Origin of the sequence: Actinokineospora sp. UTMC 2448 (assembly GCF_024760565.1) — a bacterium.
In the GTDB taxonomy this organism is placed as follows: domain Bacteria; phylum Actinomycetota; class Actinomycetes; order Mycobacteriales; family Pseudonocardiaceae; genus Actinokineospora; species Actinokineospora fastidiosa.
The window spans coordinates 1,835,195-1,850,395 of record NZ_CP031087.1 but is presented as its reverse complement, the minus strand read 5'-3'; the positions used below and the strand labels follow the sequence as shown (position 1 = coordinate 1,850,395).

At 73.7% G+C, this 15,201-nt stretch carries 17 protein-coding genes; 7 read left to right on the top strand and 10 right to left on the bottom strand.

Features of this window, described 5'->3' with window-relative positions:
• Positions 1–197: 197 nt before the first annotated feature.
• Positions 198–1,319 carry a M23 family metallopeptidase gene (locus tag Actkin_RS08885; RefSeq protein ID WP_258906651.1) on the bottom strand — a complete coding sequence of 374 codons (1,122 nt, stop codon included), beginning with the start codon at positions 1,317–1,319 and terminating at the stop codon, positions 198–200.
• A 103-nt stretch (positions 1,320–1,422) separates the two neighbouring features.
• Complete coding sequence (locus Actkin_RS08880) at positions 1,423–2,346, bottom strand: hypothetical protein (RefSeq protein ID WP_258906650.1); 924 nt, start codon at positions 2,344–2,346, stop codon at positions 1,423–1,425.
• A 64-nt stretch (positions 2,347–2,410) separates the two neighbouring features.
• On the opposite strand from Actkin_RS08880, the gene Actkin_RS08875 reads away from it, so the two are divergent.
• A complete protein-coding gene (locus tag Actkin_RS08875; protein WP_189213159.1) occupies positions 2,411–2,962 on the top strand; it encodes a sigma-70 family RNA polymerase sigma factor in 552 nt (183 codons plus the stop codon).
• Here the strand turns inward: Actkin_RS08875 and Actkin_RS08870 are convergent.
• From Actkin_RS08870 to Actkin_RS08860, 3 genes are read right to left on the bottom strand one after another with little or no spacing between them, the layout of a single operon-like run.
• Positions 2,959–3,129: a hypothetical protein gene (locus Actkin_RS08870; protein ID WP_258906647.1), complete on the bottom strand. Its 171-nt coding sequence runs from the start codon at positions 3,127–3,129 to the stop codon at positions 2,959–2,961. The genes Actkin_RS08875 and Actkin_RS08870 overlap by 4 nt on opposite strands.
• 8 nt (positions 3,130–3,137) lie before the next feature.
• Positions 3,138–4,721 (bottom strand): putative PEP-binding protein, encoded by a 1,584-nt coding sequence (locus tag Actkin_RS08865; RefSeq protein ID WP_258906645.1) that lies wholly within the window; start codon positions 4,719–4,721, stop codon positions 3,138–3,140.
• A complete protein-coding gene (locus Actkin_RS08860; protein WP_258906644.1) occupies positions 4,715–4,846 on the bottom strand; it encodes a hypothetical protein in 132 nt (43 codons plus the stop codon). The genes Actkin_RS08865 and Actkin_RS08860 overlap by 7 nt, the downstream gene beginning before the upstream one ends.
• 189 nt (positions 4,847–5,035) lie before the next feature.
• Here Actkin_RS08860 and Actkin_RS08855 point away from each other — a divergent pair, with 189 nt between their 5' ends.
• Together Actkin_RS08855 and Actkin_RS08850 are read left to right on the top strand one after the other, a co-directional pair.
• The gene (locus Actkin_RS08855) at positions 5,036–5,545 is read left to right on the top strand and encodes a cupin domain-containing protein (protein ID WP_189213161.1); all 510 of its coding nucleotides are present in this window, start codon (positions 5,036–5,038) and stop codon (positions 5,543–5,545) included.
• The gene (locus Actkin_RS08850; protein WP_258906643.1) at positions 5,542–6,291 is read left to right on the top strand and encodes an SDR family NAD(P)-dependent oxidoreductase; all 750 of its coding nucleotides are present in this window, start codon (positions 5,542–5,544) and stop codon (positions 6,289–6,291) included. The genes Actkin_RS08855 and Actkin_RS08850 overlap by 4 nt, the downstream gene beginning before the upstream one ends.
• A gap of 1 nt (position 6,292) precedes the next feature.
• Here Actkin_RS08850 and Actkin_RS08845 read toward each other — a convergent pair whose 3' ends face one another.
• The 4 genes from Actkin_RS08845 to Actkin_RS08830 form a co-directional block, all read right to left on the bottom strand.
• A complete protein-coding gene (locus tag Actkin_RS08845) occupies positions 6,293–7,993 on the bottom strand; it encodes an ABC transporter ATP-binding protein (RefSeq protein ID WP_258906642.1) in 1,701 nt (566 codons plus the stop codon).
• Complete coding sequence (locus Actkin_RS08840) at positions 7,993–9,645, bottom strand: ABC transporter transmembrane domain-containing protein (protein WP_258906641.1); 1,653 nt, start codon at positions 9,643–9,645, stop codon at positions 7,993–7,995. Before Actkin_RS08840 ends, Actkin_RS08845 begins: the two co-directional genes overlap by 1 nt.
• 117 nt (positions 9,646–9,762) lie before the next feature.
• Positions 9,763–9,963, bottom strand: coding sequence for a DUF397 domain-containing protein (locus tag Actkin_RS08835; RefSeq protein WP_189213165.1), 201 nt, complete (start codon positions 9,961–9,963; stop codon positions 9,763–9,765).
• Positions 9,964–9,965: 2 nt separating this feature from the next.
• A complete protein-coding gene (locus Actkin_RS08830) occupies positions 9,966–10,826 on the bottom strand; it encodes a helix-turn-helix domain-containing protein (protein WP_189213166.1) in 861 nt (286 codons plus the stop codon).
• A 374-nt stretch (positions 10,827–11,200) separates the two neighbouring features.
• Between Actkin_RS08830 and Actkin_RS08825 the strand changes: the two genes are divergently transcribed.
• The 4 genes from Actkin_RS08825 to Actkin_RS08810 all read left to right on the top strand — a co-directional run bounded on the left by Actkin_RS08825 (position 11,201) and on the right by Actkin_RS08810 (position 14,800).
• On the top strand, positions 11,201–11,482 hold the full coding sequence (locus Actkin_RS08825; protein WP_189213167.1) for a hypothetical protein: 282 nt from the start codon (positions 11,201–11,203) through the stop codon (positions 11,480–11,482).
• A 77-nt stretch (positions 11,483–11,559) separates the two neighbouring features.
• Positions 11,560–13,800 carry a glycosyl hydrolase family 18 protein gene (locus Actkin_RS08820; RefSeq protein WP_258906640.1) on the top strand — a complete coding sequence of 747 codons (2,241 nt, stop codon included), beginning with the start codon at positions 11,560–11,562 and terminating at the stop codon, positions 13,798–13,800.
• 38 nt (positions 13,801–13,838) lie between these two features.
• Positions 13,839–14,171 carry an ArsR/SmtB family transcription factor gene (locus tag Actkin_RS08815; RefSeq protein WP_258906639.1) on the top strand — a complete coding sequence of 111 codons (333 nt, stop codon included), beginning with the start codon at positions 13,839–13,841 and terminating at the stop codon, positions 14,169–14,171.
• The gene (locus Actkin_RS08810) at positions 14,168–14,800 is read left to right on the top strand and encodes an SRPBCC family protein (protein WP_189213170.1); all 633 of its coding nucleotides are present in this window, start codon (positions 14,168–14,170) and stop codon (positions 14,798–14,800) included. The genes Actkin_RS08815 and Actkin_RS08810 overlap by 4 nt, the downstream gene beginning before the upstream one ends.
• Here the strand turns inward: Actkin_RS08810 and Actkin_RS08805 are convergent.
• A complete protein-coding gene (locus Actkin_RS08805; RefSeq protein ID WP_258906638.1) occupies positions 14,782–15,165 on the bottom strand; it encodes a VOC family protein in 384 nt (127 codons plus the stop codon). The two genes, Actkin_RS08810 and Actkin_RS08805, sit on opposite strands and share 19 nt — an antisense overlap.
• Positions 15,166–15,201 lie beyond the last annotated feature (36 nt).

The following is a 15,201-nucleotide window of genomic DNA, read 5'->3' as shown; positions in this document are numbered from 1 at the left end:
CTGGCGTGCCAGCGGGCCGAGGGGCCGAACTGCCGGGCCGAGCTGGCCGACCGGCTGCCGGGCCGGGTCGGCGGACCGAGCTGCCGAGCTGGCTGGCTGGCTGGCTGGCCGAGCTGCCGGACTGGCGGATCGGGCTGGGTAGGTCGGACTGACCGGGGCTGGCGGGCCGGGGCGACCGACCCGCCATCCCCTGGTGGTCAGCAGTAGCCGGAGATGGGGCCGTTGACGCCGGTCCAGAGGTAGGCGTCGCTGATCCAGGTGCCGTCGCTGAGCCGGTCCCACAGGGTCGTGGCGCCGTAGCGGCCGGTGTGCGAGGTGCCGTTGGCGGAGCAGGAGACGGTGACCGTGGCGCCGTCGGCGACGGAGCCGACCACGCCGTAGCCGGTGCCGGGGCCGGAGCGCTTGTTGAGCGTGCCGCCGCCGTTGGTGTCCACGACGCCCTGGTTGAAGCCGAGCGGGCCGTAGTTGTAGACCGAGCCGCCCGCCGCGACCCGGGTGCTCCCGTGCAGCGCGGAGCCCTGGTAGGCGGCGCCGCCGTTCTGCGGCACCCACTTGCCGACGTTGTGGCCCGCGATGCCGACGTAGGCGCTGTTCTGGCGGAGTGCGAAGTGGACGTGCCTGCCAAACGCGGAGCCGCCGCAGGTGACGTCCGTGCCGGTGTCGCCGAGGTAGGCGCCCTGGGCGACGGCCGCGCCGTTGACGTTGATGTTGTTCCAGAGGTGGTAGTAGTCGGTCGCGTAACCGCGGTCGTGCACGACGCGGATCCAGCCCTTGCACATCGTGTAGGCCGTGCCGCCGCGTGCGGCGCGGACGCGCTGGTCGCCGCCCGCGAGGTCGAGCGAACTCCACGGCGTGGGCGTGCCGGACCAGCCGTGCGGTCCGCCGGGCATGCCCCAGGTCTGGCCGGTGGTCCACGGCATGGCCATGCCGGTGCGGAAGTCGCCCGCCGCCTGCAGGCCGTTCTGCTGGGCGAACAGCGGCTTCTCGGCCTCGGTCACCACGGGCGCCTCGGCGGCGAGGTCGGCGAACCCGGGCTCGCCGTCGAGGGCGACGCGCCAGCCGTCGGGGGTGCGTTCGGCGAGGAACAGCCACCCCTCGGGCATCCGGTCGGTGCCGGGCACGCCGAGCGCGACGGCGGTGCCGAAGGCCCAGTCGCCGTCCCGACGGGTGATATCGATCTTCGGTGCGGCCATGACGGCGGGCTTCCGCGCGGCCATGGCCGCGGTGACGGCGGCGGTGGGGTCGGCGGCGACGGCGGTCGGCTGGGCGGCGGTGGGCTGGGCGATCAGGGCTCCGGCGGCGAGGACCGAAGCGGCCAAGACGGGGATTCGTAAGGCAGGGGACACGAATCGACCTCCTGTGAGCGGGTGATCGCGCACAGTATGCGGAGGTCTTGTTGAAAAGTCACCAGGTATTGCCTCTTTAGGCCGCCGACTTTCGGCTGACCGGCCGCAGGTGGGCGCGGCGGACGTGCTCGCGGTGCTGGCGCTCGGTCCGGCCGGGACCGCCCACCCGCTCGTCCGGCGCGAGCCCGGCGCGGTGCGGGCCACGGCGGATGCTGATCAGCAGGCCGACGGCGAGCACCAGGATGGCGTGCGAGGCGACCCTGCCGACCGTCGCGGCCCCCGTGGCCAGGTCGATGACGGCGAACGGGCTCAGCACGGCGAGGAACCCGGTCGTGGTGATCAGCACCCCCGTCGCCACGGCGGGCCGGAAGGCGGCCCACGCCATCCCGATCCCGAGCGCGATGGTCCACGCCGACGACTCGTTGAGCAGGTGTGCGGTGGCATGGGGGTCGACGTGGCCGGGATGCGGGTGCCCGGTGACGCCGAGCAGCTGGGCCATGCCGAGGGTCAGCTGCGCCACGGCCACCATGCCCAACGCCAGCCTCCGCCGACCCGCGGGCTCAGGGGCATCGGGGCTCACCGGCCCGGACAGGACACCCGCCGAGCCTGCCATGGAACGACTCGCGGGCTCCACGCCGTCCGGGCTCGCCGTGGACCTCATCGCCGGGTGGGGAGTGGCGCGGCGGTGGGCCAGTCGCAGCCGGGACAGGAACGAGGTCACTCGCGAGGGCCGTCGGCTGGCGACGGGTAAATCACCCGATTCGGTGGAGTTCTCGTCCGGGGCCGGCTGAATCTCGGGTGGGAGGGCGGCGAGGACGGCGGTGGTCAGGTCCGGGGTCGGGAGTACTTCGCGGACGCGCAGGAGGCGGGTCAGGGTGACGGCCTCGGCGGCCCACTCGCGGCAGACGGCGCACTCGGCCAGGTGGGCGTCGGCCCCCGGCGGCTCGGTCTCGCCGTCCAGGCGCGCGGATACCGCTTCTCGGCATGTTTCGCAGTCCACGCCCTGTTTGGTCGGACGCGGGACTCTCAGAGTTCCCTTGGGTTTCTTCGCTACCCTCGGGCCCGTGCCGACCCCGGAAAGTGACGACGTGACCGCGTGGGCCCTGGCAGCGGGCTCCGGCGACCGCGCCGCCCTGGAGCGTTTCGTCCAGGCCACCCAGCGCGACGTCTGGCGTCTGGTCTCCCACCTGACCGAGCCGCGCATGGCCGACGACCTGACCCAGGACGTCTACCTCCGCGCGCTGCGCAGCCTCCCCGCCTTCGCGGGCCGCTCGTCGGCGCGCACGTGGCTGCTGTCGATCGCCCGCCGGACGGTGGTGGACCACCTGCGGGCCAGGGGCGCCCGCCCGGTCGTCGCCCACTCCGTGGACTACCAGGCCGCCGCCGACGCGCGCGCGGTCGGGCGGACGGGCTTCGAGCAGGTGGTGGAGGTCGGCCAGCTGCTCGCGGGCCTCGACCAGGACCGCAGGGAGGCGCTGCTGCTGACCCAGGTGCTCGGCCTGTCCTACGCCGAGGCTGCCGAGATCTGCGGCTGTCCGATCGGGACGATCCGATCCCGGGTGGCCCGGGCGCGCGAGGACCTGATCGCCCAGAACGGCCACCGGGACGTGGGCTAGGCGGCCCCGATCAACGCCGCGGCGGCCTCGGCGCCGTCGCCCTCGGCAAGCAGAACGACCTCCTCGGTGCGGCCGACCGGGAGCCCGACGGCGAGCCTGGTCGCGGTCTCGACCAGCGGGCGGGCGGGTCGGACGTGCAGGCCGACCGGCAAGCTGATGGCGAGCACGGGCTCCTTCACCGGACGGCCGCTGCGGCGAGGTCCGCGCACTCGGCGAGGGTGTGGGCGCGCAGGGCGGCGCGGACGGCGGGGACCAGCGCGGCGGGCATGGACAGGCTCGTGACGCCCATGCCCGCGAACACCGGCGCGAGGCCGGGGTCGCCCGCGGCCGTGCCGCAGACCCCGACCGGCTTGCCCGCCGCGCGGCCCGCCGAGGCGACGGCGGCGACCAGGGACAGCAGAGCGGGCTGGCGCGGGTCCAGCAGGTCGCCGAGCTCTCCGAGCGTCCGGTCGGCGGCGAAGGTGTACTGGGCGAGGTCGTTGGTGCCGACGCTGACGAAGTCGACCTCGGCGAGGATGGCGGCGGCGCGCAGGGCGGCGGCCGGGATCTCGACCATCACCCCGACCGCGGCCAGGCCCGCTCCCCTGGCCGCGGCGGCGAAGGCGGCGGCCTCGGCCGGGGTGGCGATCATCGGCGCCATGACCCGCACGTCGGCCCGGCACTCGGCGGCGGCCGCGGCGATCGCGGCCAGCTGGGTGTCCAGCAGCGCGGGGTCGCGCCGGGCGATCCGGTAGCCACGGACGCCGAGCGCGGGATTGGGCTCGTCGCCCGCCGTCGCGAAGGGCAGCGGCTTGTCCGCGCCCGCGTCGAGGGTCCGGACCACCACCGGACGACCCGGGTAGGCGGAGAACACCGCGCTGTAGGCGGCGCGCTGTTCGTCGAACGACGGCGCGGTCGCGCGGTCGAGGAACAGGAACTCCGTGCGGAACAGGCCGACGCCCTCGGCGTCCACCGCTCCTCCAGCGTCCCCGCCGCCGACGTTGAGCAGCAGCGCCACCGGGTGCCCGTCCGCCGTGCGGCCCGGCCCGGTGTGCGCGGCGAGGTCGTCCGCCCGCTCCCGCGCCGCGGCGCGGACCCGCGCCACCTCGGAATCGGACGGGTCCACGGCGACCGTCCCCGCGCCGCCGTCCACGATCACCCGCGTGCCCTCCGCCACCGCGGCCACCGCGGGGCAGGCGACGACGGCGGGAATCCCCAGCGCCCGCGCGACGATCGCGGTGTGGCTGGTCGGCCCGCCCTTCTCGGTCACGATCGCCAGCACGCGCGCCGGGTCCAGCACGACCGTGTCGGCGGGCGCGAGGTCGACGGCCGCCAGCACGTGCGGGGTGTCGTCCGACGGCGGGCCGGGCCGGGGCAGGCCGAGCAGGACGGCGACCGCCCGGTCGCGCAGGTCCGCGAGGTCGCCGACCCGCTCGCCCAGGTAGCCGCCCACCGCCGACAGCGCCTCCAGGTGCACGTCGAATGCCTCGTGCACCGCCCACGCCGCGGGCAGTCCCCGCTCGACGGCCGCGCGGACGCCCGCCGCCAGGGCCGGATCGCGGGCCATCATCACCTGGGTGTCCATGATGTCCCGGAGGTCCCCGGACAACCCGGCTGCGCGACCCTCCAGTTCGGACACAACGGTGTCCAGAGCCGCCATGGCGCGCGCGTGCTCGTCCGGGCCGGGCTCGGGGCGCTCGGCGGGCAGCACCGGCGCGGGGGCGAGCCGGGCCAGCGGGCCGACCGCCGTCCCCGGGCTCGCCGGGACCCCGCTCAGCATGGCGGCTCGACGGCGCATACCCCCGCCGTGGGCGAGCGGTCGGGCGCCCGGCTCGCCTGCTCGCCCGGCTCGGGGTCGTCCCCGCCGCGCCGGTCGCCGGGGGCGGGGAAACGCGCCACCGTCACTGGTCTCGCTCCTCCTCTCGCCCGACGGCCACGATCGTCGCGGCACGGGCCGCCGTCGGCAGCGCGGCGGCCCGGTCGGGATCGGTGCTCATCCTCCTCCTTACACCGCTCCCCCGGCGACGACCTGCTGTCACCTGGCCCGCGAGCGTTCCCCGGGCCGCTTCCGGGAGTTCACGTACTGTGATCCCCATGGAGGTCACCGCCGACGACATCGCCGCCCGGTTCGGGCTCGTGCCACTCCCCGCAGAAGGCGGACTGTACCGGCGGACCTGGGCGGGCGCGGTCTCCGCTGGCCGTCCCGCCGGTTCGGCGATCCTGGTGCTGCTGACCGAGGGCGACGGGTTCTCCGCCATGCACCGGCTCCCGGTCGACGAGGTCTGGCACCGCTATCTCGGCGATCCCGTCGAACTGCTGCTGCTCGGCTCGGACGGCCGCGTCGAGGTGCTCGGCCCCGACGTCCTCGACGGCCAGCACGTGCAGTTCACCGTCCCCGCGGGCACCTGGATGGGCGCGCGGGTCAGGCCCGGCGGCAAGTGGGCGCTGTGCGGCACCACGATGGCCCCGGGCTTCGTGCCGTCGGACTACAGCGGCGGCGACCCCGAGGTCCTGGCACTGGCCTATCCGCGGCACGCCGACCTGATCCGCGCCCTGTCCCGCACCGGCGCCCCGACCGCGATGCCGCCGGGGGTGGACTCGTGATCGACCTGCGTGGCGCCACCGTCCTGGTGACCGGGGCCAGCGGCGGGGTCGGAGCCGGGATCGCCCGCCGGTTCGCCAAGGCGGGCGCCGCGGTCGTGGCCCACTACCACCGCAACCGCGCCGCCGCCGAGGCGCTGGCCGCCGACCTGGGCGTGCGGGCCGTGGCGATCGGGGCGGACCTCGCCGTCGAGGCCGAGTGCGCCCGGCTCGTCGCGGAGGCGGCTGGCTGGGCGGGTCGCCTCGACGCCGTGGTCAACAACGCGGGCATCCAGCCGGACCTCGCGCTGGCGGACATGACCGCGGCGGACTGGCGGTCCGTTGTGGACACCAACGTCACCTCGGCGTTCGCCTGCACCCAGGCCGCGGCCAAGGTCATGGCCCGCGCGGGCGGCGGGTCGGTCACCCACATCGCCTCGATCCAGGCGCACGCGCCCGCGGAGGGCCACGCCCACTACAGCGCGTCCAAGGCGGCCCTGGTCATGCACGCCCGCGCGGCGGCCCTGGAGTACGGGCGCGCGGGCATCCGGGTCAACACCGTCTCCCCCGGCCTCATCGACCGGCCGGGGCTGGTCGACGAGTGGCCGGAGGGCGTCGAGCGGTGGCGGGAGACCGTGCCCCTGGGCAGGCTCGGCACGGCGGCCGACGTCGGCGACGTGTGCGTGTTCCTCGCCTCGCCCCTCGCGTCGTTCGTCTCCGGGCAGGACATCGCGGTCGACGGCGGGATCACCGCGCGCCCGCCCTGGTAGCTCACCCGTGCCAGGACCGCCACAGGCTCGCGTACGGGCCGTTCGCGGCCATCAGCTCGTCGTGTGAGCCCAACTCGGTGATCCGGCCGTGGTCGACCACGGCGACCCGGTCGGCGTCGTGCGCGGTGTGCAGGCGGTGCGCGATCGCGATGACGGTCCGTCCACTCAGGACCGCCGCGACGGCCCGCTCGGTCGCCCGCGCCGAGCGCGGGTCCAGCACGGAGGTCGCCTCGTCGAGGACGACGGTGTGCGGGTCGCGCAGGACGACGCGGGCCAGGGCGAGCAGCTGGGCCTTGTCAGGCGGCAGGCCCTTCAGCGGCGCGTCGAGGTCCGCGTCCGGCCAGCCGACCGTCCTGAGCGCGGCCAGCAGCGCGGCGTCGTCGGCGTCGGGGTCGGCGATGGCCAGGTTCTCCCGCAGCGTCCCGATGAACACGTGGTGCTCCTGGGTGACCAGGACGACCAGCCGGTTGCGCTCGGCGGGGTCGATGTCGGCCACCGGCGCCCCGCCCAGCAGCACCCGCCCCTCGCGCGGCCGGTCGATGCCCGCGATGAGCCTGCCCACGGTGGACTTCCCGGCCCCGGACGGCCCGACGATCGCCAGCCGCTCCCCCGGCCGCACCGCGAGGTCGATGCCGTGCAGCACGTCCCGCCCCGGCACGTAGGCGAAGCGGACGCCGCTGAGCCGGACGCGGTCGTCGTGGGGAACCGCGCCGCCCGCGGGCTCCTCGGGCGCGGCCACCCCGGCGATCCTGGCCATGGCGGCCATGCTCGCCTCGATCTGCTCCAGCCACAGGCCCACCCGGCTGACCGGGTCGGCGAGTTGCCAGACGTACAGGACCGCGGCGACGAGCTCGCCCAGCCCGACCCGGCCAGCGAAGTACATCGAGCCGCCTGCCGTCAGCACCACCAGCTGCGGCGTCACGTGGCCCAGGTTGATGGTGAGGAACACCCGCAGCCGCAAGGCGAGCGTGCGATAACGCGTGTGGTAGACCGCGTCGACGGCTTGATCGCAGTCCCGCACGCGCTCATCGGCCAGGCCGTACGCCTCCGCGGTGTGCGCGCCCTCCGCGGTGGCCGACATCGACTCGGCCACCGCCGAGCTCGCCCGCCCGTGCTCCAGGTACGCCGGACGCGTGCGGCGGCGGTACCACCGCACCCCGAGCGCCACGATCGGGAGCCCGGAGACGGCGGCGAGCCCGAGCACCGGGTCCAGGAGGAACACCGCGCCGAGCACGAGCAGCACCTGCGCCGCGGCGACCAGCAGGTCCGGCGCGGCGTCGCGCAGCGTCGCCCCGACCGCGGCGACGTCGGCGGTAGAGCGGGTCACCAGGTCGCCGGTCCCGGCGCGCTCCACCACCCCGGTCGGCAGCGCGAGGACGCGGTCGACCAGGCCGTCGCGCAGCCGGGCCGTCGCCCGCTCCCCCATGCGGTGCGCTGCCCGCCGCGCCAGCCGGGTCAGCACGAGTTGCAGCAGCGCGAACCCGACGATCGCGCCCGCGAGCGCGTCGACCGCGTCCGGGGTCGCCCCGCCGTCCTCGACCAGGCCGATGATCCGGCTGAGCAGCCAAGGTGCGACCAGCCCCGCGGCCGCCGCCGCGACCGTCAGCGCCAGCACCCCGGCCATCGGCCACCGCTCGCCCCGCAGGAGTTCCCGCCGGGCCCGGCGGGACGCGCGCCGGTCCGCCACCGGGAACGCGGTCATCACGCCTCCCTCTCGACCAGCGCGCGATAGTCCGCGTCCCCCAGCAACTCGGCGTGCGTGCCCTCGACAACCCTGCCGTCGTGGGCGAAGCACACGCGGTCGGCCTTTTGGAGCAGCAGGGGCGATGTCGTGACCAGCACCGTCGTGCGGCCCTTGCGGTAGTCGGCCACGCCGTCGGCGATCGCGGCCTCGGTGTGCGCGTCCACTGCCGACGCCGGTTCGACCAGGATCAGCACGTCCGGGTCGGCGAGCAGGGCCCTGGCCAGCCGCAGCCGCTGGCGCTGGCCCCCGGAGAGGTTCCTGGCCTGCGTCTCCACCACGGTGTCCAGCCCGTCGGGCAGGGTCTCCACGATGTCCTCGGCGGCCGCGGCCCGGATCGCCGCCGTCGGCTCGTCGCCGCCTAGCACCGCGCGCAGCGGACCGGGGAACAGGTAGGCGGAATCGTCGGACACCACCACGCGCGCCCGGAGGTCGGCGACGTCCGGCACGGGGACGTCGCCCCAGCACGCGCCGGGCGCATAGCCGCCCAGGCGCTCGACCACCGGCGTCGGATCGGTGCTGGCCAGGGCGGTCAGCACCCCGGGCTCCACGCGGACCCCGGAGGGATCGGTCAGCGGTGCGCACACCGGCGCGGGCGCGGTGTTCTCCCGTTCCGGGACCGGCACGGACAGCACGGCGACCACCCGCTCGGCGGAGACCAGACCGCGGGAGATGTCGTCGGCGCCCTCGATGAGGAAGCTCACCGGGACGACCAGCACGGCGACATAGCCGTAGACGGCGACCATCTCGCCCACCGTGATCGTGCCCGCCGCGGTCAGCCGCGCGGCGATCCAGGTGACGGCGGCGAGGAAGACGACCGGCAGGCAGGCCCCGACGGCCTGTACCCAGCTGGTGATCGCCCCGACCCGGTACCCGTCGGCGCACAGCGCGGCGGAGTCGGCGTGGTAGCGCCGGGCGAAGACGTCCTTGCCGCCGATGCCGCAGAGCACGCGCAGCCCGGCGACGATGTCCGCCGTCCGCGCGGTGAGCGCGCCCTGCCGTTCGCGGTAGCCGCTCTCCCGGCCGCGCAGCCCCCGCAGCAGCGGGCCGAGCGTCACCGCCATCACCGGCACCCCGAGCAGCACGACGACAGCGAGCAGCCAGGAGACGTCGAACAGCACGACCGCCGTGAGCGCGTACGCCACGACCGCGCCGACGCCCGGCCCGGTCGAGGTCATCACCCAGGAGATGCGCTGCATGTCGGTGGCCTGCACGCTGGCCAGCTCGCCTGCGGAGAGACTGCGCGGGAACTCCGCGCCGAGCCGGACCACGTGCCGCACCACGACCTGCACCGTTCGGTACATGGCGTCGCCGCGCACCAGCGTCATGGTGCGGTGGCGCATCCAGGCGACCGTGGCGTCGAAGAGCCCGGCCGCGGCGATCGCGGCCGTCCAGCCCAGCAGCGCGGACCGGTCGCCCGCGCGCAGGCCGTCATCGATCGCGCGCTGCACCAGGTACGGCGGGAGGATCAGCCCGCACATCCAGAGGGTGCCCCAGAGCGTGCCCTGGGCCGACTGCCGCCACTGCGCGATCGCGAGCCACCACAGGAACCGTCCGGGGCCGCGGATGTCGGGTCGACCGGGATCGGCATACGGCACGCGACGCTCCCCCATGGCGTCAACCTACCGGCTGGCGGGTCACCGAATCGTGAGGCATCATCGGTTTGGGCGTCCGGCCACCGAGTGCCCCGGTCCACGCAGCGTGTGGACCGGGGCACTCCATGACCTGCCTCAGCGCAGGCTGACGGTGAACTCCGACCACGCGGGACGCGGGAACACGAGCACCGGGCTCACCGCGCCCAGTTTCGTGTCCCGCACGCCGACGGCAGCAACGGACGGTCCAACCTCGACACACCCGTTCTCGGCGCTGTACGTCGACTTGCGCCACCGCGTCATGGCCGGGAGGCCACCGGCGACCTCCTGGAACCTCATGCTCACAACTCCTTCGCTATCCGGTGGATGTACGCCGGAGACTCCGCCGGGCTGATCGCCTGCACCCGCAACCTCGACAAAGCGTCGCGGTACCGGGTGATCTGCTCGGGCTCCTCGTAGTAGTAGCCCTTCACCCGCGTCTCCGCGAAGACCACCCCTTGGTCGTTCTCCAACTCAGCCGGGAACGTCAGCAGGCTGAACGTCCCGTCGACCCCGATGTGCGCGCCCGCGGAGAACGGCAGCACCTGGAGTTCGATGTTCGGCTTCTCGGCCAGTTCCAGCAGAGAGCGTAGCTGTGCACGCAACGTGTCCCGGCTGCCTACCTCCCACCGCATCGCGGGTTCGGCGATCACCCGCCACACCACCGGCGGTGACTCAGCGTCGAGCACCTCGTGCTGCCGGGCGAGCCGCAGCTCCACCTGCTGGTCGATCTCCGCCTCCGACAGTCCCGGCCGGAGCCCGCGGAAGACCGCGCGGGCGTAGTCCGGGGTCTGGAACAGACCCGGCACGATGTGGGCGTCCCAGCTCTCGATCTGCCGCGCGCTGCACTCCAGGCCGAGGAACAGGAAGAAGTAGTCGGGCACGACGTCGCCGAAGCCGATCCACCAGTCCTTGCCCTTCTTGGCGCGCAGCCGCAGCTCCCGCCAGAACTCGATGCGCTCGGGCACGCCGTAGAGCTCCAGCAGGCGCTCCAGCTCCAGCGGCCCGGGCAGCGACCGGCCGACCTCCATGTGGCCGATGTTGGTGACGCTGCCGTGGATCGCCGCCGCGGCCTGCTCGCGGCCGATGCCCGCGCGCTCGCGCAGCCTGCGCAGCTCGAACGCGATCCACCGCTTCAGGACGGTGGGACTGCTGGCGACCACAGTGGACCCCCTTCGTCGAATGGCTGCGCTCAGCTTGCCGCATCCGCAAGTAATGGGAGTTCACCCAATCGAAGGACTCGCCAATGTAGTGCACTACAACCTAGCGTTTCCCGCGTGGGAGCACGCCTCCCGCCCGGGGAGCCCCGTCCGCTCCCGGACGCCCAGTCGCGCAGGCGGGCGCTCCCCGGCCACCAGCGTTCGGAAAGGGGCTCGCGGGTGACGTTCCAGAGCCCGAAACCCGCTCCGAACCCCGACGCCGCCTCCCTCGCTCGGCGGCGTCCGCGTGGCCGGTCCGCACGCCGCGCCCCCGACCGCCGCCGCCCGCGGCGGTGCGACCAGCGGACCGGCCACCCCGCGACCGGAGAAGGACCGCCATGCCCGCCGCAACGCCGACCGTCGCCGACTTCACCGACTTCGTCCGCCACCTCATGGCCGAGGGGTGGTCCCGCCTGCCCACCGAGTTCGCCGGGTTCCTGGCGTGCCGGGTGTGGTCGGACGACTCAGCGGACACCGTCGTGGTGTTCGACCTCGACCACGTGCACGCCCGGCGCGAGTCCGCGGACGGCACCGTGACCTGGCTGTTCGACGGCGACCTCGGCTCGGTGCGGCACGCGCTGGCCGGGCTCGCCCCGCCGATTGACGCCGGATTGGTCTAGACCCGCTGCGCTCGACCTCGCTACATTCGGCACATGGTCTAGACCATGTTGCTGTTTCCGCGAGGGGAGCACAGCCCATGAACCGCGTTCGCAGACCGCTCATCGCCCTGCTCGGCCTGATCCTGGCCACCCTGGTCGTCCCGGCCGTCCCGGCCGCCGCCGACGGGAGCCTGCGGGCCACGCTCGCGCTCACCGGGACCACCGGCGAGTACACCGTCACCAACACCGGGTCCGCCGCCGTAACCGGATGGGCCATCACTTTCACCCTGCCAGCAGGCGTCACCGCCAGCACCGGATCGCACGCCACCGTGACGCAGACGGGCAACCAGGTCACGCTGAAGCCCGCGTACTACATCAACACCGTGCACCCGGGCCGGTCCACCTACCCCTACAGCCCGACGTTCCGGCTCAGCGCGGCGGCGCAGCCGACGCAGTGCCGGATCGACAACGCCAACTGCGACGGCACGCCGGACACCCCGCCGACCGCGCCCACCGGCGTTCGCGCGACCGTCAAGACGACGAAGTCGGTGACGCTCAGCTGGACCGCGTCCACGGCGGGATCGCTGCCGGTCGCGGGCTATGACGTCCTCCAGGGCGGCGCGGTCGCGGCGTCGACGGCCGGGACGTCGGCGACCGTGTCCGGCCTGACGCCGAACACGTCGTACACCTTCACCGTGCGGGCGAAGGACACCAAGGGCACCGCGTCGCCGGACAGCGCGCCGCTCGCGGTGACGACGAACAACCCGGCCGACGACACCCAGCCCCCGACCGTCCCGACCGGGCTGCGCTCCACGGCGGCCGACTCCGGCAGCGTCACGCTGAGCTGGAACGCCGCCACCGACAACACCGGCGTGGTGGGCTACGAGGTGCTGCGGGCGGGCGCCGACCCGGTGACCGTCGCCGGGACGAGCGCGAAGATCACCGGCCTCGCGCCGTCCACGTCCTACAGCTTCTCCGTCCGCGCCAAGGACGGCTACGACAACCTCTCAGCGGCCAGCCCCGCCGTCACTGTGTCCACAGGGGACATCGTGGACGGGTACGCGCGGGTCGCCTACTTCGTCCAGTGGGGCATCTACGGCAGGCAGTACTTCGTCAAGAACCTGCACACCTCCGGGGCCGCCGCCAAGCTGACCCACCTGCTGTACGCGTTCCAGAACATCGATCCGGTGAACCTGACCTGCCTGTCCGGGGTCACCAAGGGCACGACGTCCAACCCGCAGGACCCGAACCAGGGCGACGGCGCAGGCGACGCCGAGGCCGACTACTCCCGCCCGTTCTCGGCGTCGCAGTCGGTCGACGGCGTCGCGGACACCGGCTGGGAGCCGTTGCGCGGCAACCTGAACCAGCTGCGCAAGCTCAAGACGATGTACCCGAACCTGAAGATCCTCGTCTCGCTGGGCGGGTGGACGTACTCGAAGTACTTCTCCGACGTGGCCGCGACCGACGCCTCCCGCAAGAAGTTCGTCGCGTCCTGCGTCGACACCTGGATCAAGGGCAACATCAAGCCCTACGGCGGCGCGGGCGGGCCGGGCACGGCCGCGGGCATCTTCGACGGCATCGACGTCGACTGGGAGTGGCCGGGCAGCCCCGACGGGCACCCCGGCAACCACTGGAGCCCGAACGACAAGCGCAACAACACGCTGCTGATGGCCGAGTTCCGCCGCCAGCTCGACGCGCTGTCGGCCACCACCGGCAAGCGCTACGAACTGCACGCCTTCACCCCGGCCGACCCGGGCAAGGTGGCCGCGGGCTGGGAGGTCCCGGAGATCTTCCAGTACCTGGACGTGGCCAACGTGCAGGGTTATGACTTCCACGGCTCGGGCAGCGACAACTCGTGGGAGCCCAACCGCACCGGCCACCAGGGCAACCTCTACGTGGACGCCGATGACCCGTATACCAACAAGTTCAGCGTGGAGACGGCGATCAACGCCTACACCGACGCGGGCGTGGATCCACGGCGGCTGACCGTCGGACTGGCGTTCTACGGACGCGGCTGGCAGGGCGTGCCCAACGGCGGCCGCAACGGCGAGTGGCAGTCCGCGACCGGCGCGGCGCCCGGGCAGTTCGCCGAGGAGGCGGGCACCCGGGGGTACGGGAACCTGCTGGCCATGGTCCCCAACTGCACGATCCACCACGACACGGCAGCGGTGGCGACCTATTGCTACAACGGCAACCAGTGGTGGACGTTCGACGATCCGTGGGCGATCGCCAGGAAGACCGCGTGGGTGCGCGAACGCGGCCTGCTCGGGGTGATGGCCTGGGAGATGTCGGGCGACACCGGCGTGCTGATGAACGCCGTCGACGCCGGTCTTCGGTAGCGGTTGCTTATATAAGTAGCGGCTGATAGCTTGGCGCCGTGCACGCGTTCGACGTCCTCGGCGACCCCGTCCGACGCCGCATCCTGGAACTGCTCGCCGACGGCGAGCAGACCTCGGGTGCGGTGTCGGCGGCTATCCAGGCGGAGTTCGGCATCAGCCAGCCAGCCGTCTCCCAGCACCTGCGCGTGCTGCGGGAGAACGGGTTCACCACCGTGCGCGCCGCCGGGACGCGGCGGCTGTACTCGGTGAACTCCGCGCCGCTGCGCGACGTCGACGTGTGGCTCGACCGCTTCCGGCGTTTCTGGACGCCGCACCTGGACGCGCTGGCCACCGAGCTGGCCCGCGGCCGCCGTGAGAGAGGAAAGCCATGACCATCGATGTCGACCACCAGATCAACGCCGTGTCGCGCACCATCGGCTCGCGCACGCTGGAGGCGGGCGAGGCCCGCGTCCTCACCGTGTCGCAGACCTACAAGGGCGAGGTCGAGGACGTCTGGGACGCCCTGACCAACCCCGAGCGCCTGCCGCGCTGGTTCCTGCCCGTCACCGGCGAGCTGCGGCTGGGCGGGCGCTACCAGCTGGAGGGCAACGCGGGCGGCGTCGTCGAGCGCTGCGACCCGCCCACGTCCTTCGCCGCCACCTGGGAGTTCGGCGGTGACGTGAGCTGGATCGAGGTCACCCTGACCCCGGTGGAGGCGGGCGTGCGGTTCCAGCTGGAGCACGTCGCCCACGTCGACGACGAGCGCTGGGCCGAGTACGGCCCCGGCGCGGTGGGCATCGGCTGGGACCTCGGCATCATGGGCCTGGCCGAGCACCTGTCCGGCTCCCCCGCCGTCGAGCCGTCCTCGGCGGCCGAGTGGACGGCATCGGCGGAGGGGGTCGCCTTCATGCGGGCCTCGAACGAGCGCTGGCGCGAGGCCAGCGTCGCCGCGGGCACGGACCCGGCCGAGGCCCAGGCGGCCGCCGACCGGGTGTTCGCCGCCTACACCGCTGCCCCGTAGGAGCGGGTCAGCACCTCGAGGTTGTGGCCGTCGGGGTCCTCGAAGTAGAACCCCCGGCCGCCGTCGTTGGTGTTGATCCGGCCCGCCTCGCGGTGGTACGGGTCGGCCCAGTAGCTGAGGCCCCGGTCGACGACGCGGGCCAGCACCGCGTCGAAGTCCTCCTCGGTCACCTTGAAGGCGTAGTGCTGGCTGGTGATCGGGGCGGGGGTCTCGTAGTAATCGAGGGTGAGGTCGTGGGCCAGCGGGACGGTCATGAACGGCCCGTACGGGACCGGCTCCGGCAGCCCGAGGATCTCGGTCAGGAAGCGCGCCGACACCGTCTTGTCGGTGGCGTTGACGATGGTGTGGTTCAACTCGACTGGCACTGTTTCCCCTTTCGCCTGTGCGATCAAGGCTAATAG

Excerpts from the sequence above, each read along its gene's own strand:
- Actkin_RS08865 (WP_258906645.1), bottom strand. The coding sequence starts at position 4,721 with ATGCTGAGCGGGGTCCCGGCGAGCCCGGGGACGGCGGTCGGCCCGCTG.
- Actkin_RS08855 (WP_189213161.1), top strand. The coding sequence starts at position 5,036 with ATGGAGGTCACCGCCGACGACATCGCCGCCCGGTTCGGGCTCGTGCCA.
- Actkin_RS08845 (WP_258906642.1), bottom strand. The coding sequence starts at position 7,993 with ATGACCGCGTTCCCGGTGGCGGACCGGCGCGCGTCCCGCCGGGCCCGG.
- Actkin_RS08840 (WP_258906641.1), bottom strand. The coding sequence starts at position 9,645 with ATGGGGGAGCGTCGCGTGCCGTATGCCGATCCCGGTCGACCCGACATC.
- Actkin_RS08835 (WP_189213165.1), bottom strand. The coding sequence starts at position 9,963 with ATGAGGTTCCAGGAGGTCGCCGGTGGCCTCCCGGCCATGACGCGGTGG.
- Actkin_RS08825 (WP_189213167.1), top strand. The coding sequence starts at position 11,201 with ATGCCCGCCGCAACGCCGACCGTCGCCGACTTCACCGACTTCGTCCGC.
- Actkin_RS08820 (WP_258906640.1), top strand. The coding sequence starts at position 11,560 with ATGAACCGCGTTCGCAGACCGCTCATCGCCCTGCTCGGCCTGATCCTG.
- Actkin_RS08810 (WP_189213170.1), top strand. The coding sequence starts at position 14,168 with ATGACCATCGATGTCGACCACCAGATCAACGCCGTGTCGCGCACCATC.